This is a genomic window from Streptomyces prasinopilosus, assembly GCF_001419695.1.
GTDB classification, from domain to species: Bacteria; Actinomycetota; Actinomycetes; order Streptomycetales; family Streptomycetaceae; genus Streptomyces; species Streptomyces prasinopilosus.
Genome location: NZ_LIRG01000454.1, coordinates 1 through 4932, shown reverse-complemented (window position 1 = coordinate 4932; position 4932 = coordinate 1). Strand labels below are relative to the sequence as shown.

Below are 4932 nucleotides of genomic sequence, written 5' to 3'. Positions count from 1 at the left end.
ACCGTCCGGCGGGCCGGACGCCCCCGACGGCTCCCGCAGCCAGGACCCGCTGTCCAGCAGGAAGGCGACCGCCCCCCGGCTGCGCTGCCGCATCCGGGCGAGCACCCCCGCCTGCTCCTCGTCGAGATCGCCGAGGAAGGCCACCAGCAGTCCCTCGCCCCCGCCGCGGAGCGCGTCGTACGCCAGGGACAGACCCGCCCCGTCGGAGTGCTCCACCACCGCGAGGGCGTCCATCATCAGCCCGGCCGTGTCCGCCGACTCCTGGCTCGCGCCCGCGAACCCGTCGGAGCCCTCGCCCGGCACCGACATGCCGGTGTCGGTCAGCAGCCGCACCGAGAAACCCCGCTCCAGCATGTGCGTCAGCACGGACGCCGCACCCGACACCGCCCACTCGAACGCCGAGTCCGGGCCCGCGCCGTCATAGGCGACGGCCCGGGTGTCCAGCAGCACCGAGCACCGGGCCCGCTGCGGCTGCTCCTCGCGGCGCACCATCAGCTCGCCGTAGCGCGCGGTGGAACGCCAGTGCACCCGGCGCAGGTCGTCGCCGTACCGGTAGCCGCGCGGGATCACGTCGTCGTCGCCGGCCAGCGCCAGTGACCGCTGCCCCCCGTCGCCGTACCCCTTGGCCTCACCGCTCAGCCGCACCGGCGGCAGCGGCTCCACGCGCGGGATCACCGTCAGCGTGTCGTACGTGGAGAAGGACCGGGTCAGCTCGCACATCCCGAACGGGTCGGACAGGCGCAGCTGCAGCGGCCCCAGCGGATAGCGGCCGCGCAGGTCGGAACGGACCCGGTAGGACACCTCGCGCCGCCCGCCCGCCTCCACCCGGTCCAGCACGAACCGGGGCCGCGGCCCGAGCACGTAGGGCACCCGGTCCTGGAGCATCAGCAGGCCCGTGGGCATCCGGGACACGTTGTCCATCCGCAGGTGCACCCGGGCCTCGGAGCCGGCCGGGACCCGCGAGGGGGAGAGCCGGCGGCTGCCGGTGACCCGGTAGCGGGTCCGGTGGAGCACGCCCGCGCACATCAGCGGCAGCACCGCCAGCAGCAGCCCCACCCGCAGCAGATCGCTCTGCCCGAGCACGTAGGCGCAGACCGCGGCGGCCGCACCGGCGGCCAGGAAGGAGCGCCCGCGGGTGGTCAGGCCGGCCAGGGCCGTGCGCAGGGCGCCCCGGTCACCGAGGTCGCCCTCCGCGCGGACCGCTCCCGCGGTCGTCATCACAGCCTCCGCGGCTGCTGCCGGCCGTACCCGAGACCGCCGCGGCCCAGGCCGATGCCGGTCTCCTGCGGGGCCGCGACCGGCACCGGCGTGTGCTGCAGGATCTCCCGCACCACCTGCTCGGCCGTGCGGCGGTTGAGCTGGGCCTGGGCGGTGGGCAGCAGCCGGTGCGCCAGGACGGCCACGGCGAGCGCCTGCACGTCGTCCGGCAGCACGTACTCCCTGCCGTTCAGCGCCGCGGCCGCCTTCGCGGCGCGCAGCAGGTGCAGCGTCGCGCGCGGGGAGGCGCCGAGTCTGAGGTCGGGGTGCGTGCGGGTGGCGGCGACCAGCTCCACCACGTAGCGGCGGACCGGTTCGGACACGTGGACCGCGCGCACCGTCTCGATCAGCTTCAGGATCTCGTGCGCGTGCGCCACCGGCTGGAGGTCCTCCAGCGGGGAGACGCCGCCGTGGACGTCCAGCATCCGCAGCTCGGCCTCGGGGCTCGGGTAGCCGACCGAGACACGGGCCATGAACCGGTCGCGCTGGGCCTCCGGCAGCGGATAGGTGCCCTCCATCTCGACCGGGTTCTGCGTCGCCACCACCATGAAGGGGCTGGGCAGGTGGTAGGTCGTGCCGTCGATGGTGACCTGGCGCTCCTCCATCGACTCCAGGAGCGCGGACTGCGTCTTCGGCGACGCCCGGTTGATCTCGTCGCCGATCACCACCTGCGCGAAGATGGCCCCCGGCTTGAACTCGAAGTCGCGGCGCTCCTGGTCCCAGATGGACACCCCGGTGATGTCCGACGGCAGCAGGTCCGGTGTGAACTGGATGCGCTGCACCGAGCAGTCGACGGACCGCGCCAGCGCCTTGGCCAGCATCGTCTTGCCGACGCCCGGGACGTCCTCGATGAGCAGGTGCCCCTCGGCGAGCAGCACGGTCAGCGAGAGCCGTACGACCTCGGGCTTGCCCTCGATCACGCCCTCCATCGAAGCCCGCACGCGCTCGACCACGGCGGTCAGGTCGTCCCCCACCCTCGAATACGCTCGGTCGGGGGCGTCCCCATGGCTTGCACGATCCTCATAGGTCGTCACCCGGCCCTCCTAGGCCTTGCCCCCCGCTCCGAAGGAACGGGGGCCCCAATGTCCGGGCCGACGCCTCGCTGCGCGGACCGGCCCACCCCGAATCACGGACACCGTGCGGAAAGGTTCCGCACGGCACCACTCCCGCATTCTTGCCGCCGTTATCGATTCGTGTCACTCGCCCGTGGGCAACTGACGGTGATATGTCGGCCCGTACGACTTTTATGAATGCCGTTCGGCCCGGTGACACCCCCGTGACACGCGGAGAACGGGCGCCCCCCGGGCGGAAGGCGTCCTCGGAGCGGGCCGACGGGTCAGGCGGGGTCGACCTCGCGCAGCAGGCCGGTCTTCACGTCGAAGACGAACCCGCGCACGTCGTCGGTGTGCAGCAGGAACGGCGAGGTGCGCACCCGCTGCATCGACTGGCGCACGTCCTGGTCGGCGTCCCGGAAGGCCTCCACGGCCCAGGCGGGCCGCTGGCCGACCTCCATCTCCAGGTCGTGCCGGAACTCCTCGGTGAGGGACTCCAGGCCGCAGTTGGTGTGGTGGATGAGCACCACGCTGCGGGTGCCGAGCGCCCGCTGGCTGATGGTCAGCGACCGGATCACGTCGTCGGTGACGACGCCCCCGGCGTTGCGGACGGTGTGGCAGTCGCCGAGCTCGAGGCCGAGCGCGGCGTGCAGGTCGAGCCGGGCGTCCATGCAGGCCACCACGGCGACGCGGAGAACGGGGCGGGCGTCCATCCCGGGGTCGGTGAAGGCGTTGGCGTACCGCGCGTTCGCGTCCACCAGGCGGTCGGTGACCGTGCCCTGGCCGACCGTCGCACTTCCCGAGCCCGTGGGAACCGATGCAGAAGTCGTCATAGCCATGACGTTACTGGCCACCCGCCCCCGAGGCTCGCTGTGAGACGGGACAAAGAACGTCATCCACCTTTGGTGTGAGATGACCCACAAGAGGGGTGTGAGCCTCCCCGTACGAGTGGTTTCCCCCTGACGCGGTTGTCCTCGCGGCGAGGGCCGCGCCGCACAGGCCGGTTGATTGACCGGGCCGCACCGTGGACTAAAGTGGCGCGAAGCGGGAGGCGAGACTCCCCGCTGCACTGATTTCCCCGGAGAACCGGGCGGCGTCCCGGAGATCTCCCCGCGTGCGCTGCGCGTACGTACGGCTCGGCCTCCTCCCGTTCCCGGCCGGCTGTCGCCTCCGGCGCCGGCAGGCCGCCCCGTCCACACCGGGGGAGGGGCGGGGACCCGGCAGTGCGTCACGCCGCGCCGGACCTTGAGAAGAGGGCCCAGAACCCATGGGGCGCGAAGCGCATGCGAACACGGGCGGGCAGACCCGGCACGTCCCGGTGATGCTCGGGCGGTGCCTGGACCTGCTGGCGCCCGCCCTGGAGCGGCCGGGAGCCGTGGTCGTCGACTGCACCCTCGGCCTCGGCGGTCACAGCGAGGCCCTGCTGACCCGGTTCCCCGAGGCGCGGCTCATCGCCCTGGACCGGGACAGGGAGGCGCTGCGCCTGTCCGGTGAGCGGCTCGCCCCCTTCGGCGAGCGCGCCACCCTGGTCCACGCCGTCTACGACGAACTCCCCGACGTGCTCGACCGGCTCGGCGTCCCGCGCGTGCAGGGCGTCCTGTTCGACCTGGGCGTGTCCTCGATGCAGCTCGACGAGGCCGACCGCGGCTTCGCCTACGCCCAGGACGCCCCGCTCGACATGCGCATGGACCAGTCGGCCGGCATCAGCGCCGCCGAGGTCCTCAACACCTACCCGCCCGGCGACCTCGTCCGCATCCTGCGCGCCTACGGTGAGGAGAAGCAGGCCAAGCGGATCGTGGCCGCGGTGGTGCGCGAGCGGGAGAAGGAGCCGTTCACCACCAGCGCCCGCCTGGTCGAGCTGATCCGGGACGCGCTGCCGCAGGCCGCCAAGCGCACCGGCGGCAACCCGGCCAAGCGCACCTTCCAGGCCCTGCGCATCGAGGTCAACGGCGAGCTCTCCGTACTGGAACGGGCCGTCCCGGCCGCGGTGCGGGCGCTCGACGTCGGCGGCCGGATCGCCGTGCTGTCGTACCACTCCCTGGAGGACCGGCTGGTCAAGCAGGTGCTCGCGGCGGGCGCCGCCACCACCGCGCCCCCCGGCCTGCCGGTCGTCCCCGAGCGCTACCAGCCCCGGCTCAAGCTGCTCACGCGCGGTGCCGAACTTCCCACCGAGGAGGAGATCGCCGAGAACCGGCGAGCGGCACCCGCCCGGCTGCGGGGCGCCCAGCGCGTCCGGGAGCACCTCGAATGACGTACGGGGCGATCGGGGGCGGAAGGCAGGCTTCGGGCGGACCCAGGGGAGCGTGAGTGAGCAGGAAACCCGAACTGAGGGGGCGGGCCGCCCGTCTCGCGCAGTTCCTCCCCACGGGACGGGCCCAGGCGGCCCGCACCCCCTTCGTGCTGCTGGTCGTCCTCCTCCTGGGCGGCGGCCTGATCGGGCTCCTGCTGCTGAACTCGGCCCTCAGCGAGGGCGCGTTCCGGCTCGACGACCTCAAGCGGGAGACCAAGAGCCTCACCGACGAGGAACAGGCCCTCCAGCGGGACGTCGACGCCCACTCCGCCCCCGACGCCCTCCAGCGCCGGGCACCATGCCCAGCTCGCGGGCCCGGCGCTGGAGGGCGTC

The 4932-nt window shown here is 73.3% G+C and carries 5 protein-coding genes; 2 read left to right on the top strand and 3 right to left on the bottom strand.

What is annotated here, in order from left to right; translation table 11 throughout:
• The 3 genes from AOK18_RS19165 to AOK18_RS19155 form a co-directional block, all read right to left on the bottom strand.
• Positions 1–1218: DUF58 domain-containing protein (locus AOK18_RS19165; RefSeq protein ID WP_055695165.1), on the bottom strand; the 1218-nt coding region annotated here is incomplete at its 3' end.
• Positions 1218–2291 carry an AAA family ATPase gene (locus AOK18_RS19160; protein ID WP_420865623.1) on the bottom strand — a complete coding sequence of 358 codons (1074 nt, stop codon included), beginning with the start codon at positions 2289–2291 and terminating at the stop codon, positions 1218–1220. The genes AOK18_RS19160 and AOK18_RS19165, both read right to left, overlap by 1 nt.
• Positions 2292–2593: 302 nt before the next feature.
• A complete protein-coding gene (locus tag AOK18_RS19155; protein WP_055571733.1) occupies positions 2594–3142 on the bottom strand; it encodes a beta-class carbonic anhydrase in 549 nt (182 codons plus the stop codon).
• A gap of 434 nt (positions 3143–3576) precedes the next feature.
• On the opposite strand from AOK18_RS19155, the gene rsmH reads away from it, so the two are divergent.
• Positions 3577–4560 (top strand): 16S rRNA (cytosine(1402)-N(4))-methyltransferase RsmH, encoded by a 984-nt coding sequence (gene rsmH, locus AOK18_RS19150; RefSeq protein ID WP_055571732.1) that lies wholly within the window; start codon positions 3577–3579, stop codon positions 4558–4560.
• 56 nt (positions 4561–4616) lie between these two features.
• Positions 4617–4932 (top strand): cell division protein FtsL (gene ftsL, locus AOK18_RS19145; protein ID WP_478078846.1); only part of this gene is annotated, 316 nt, incomplete at its 3' end.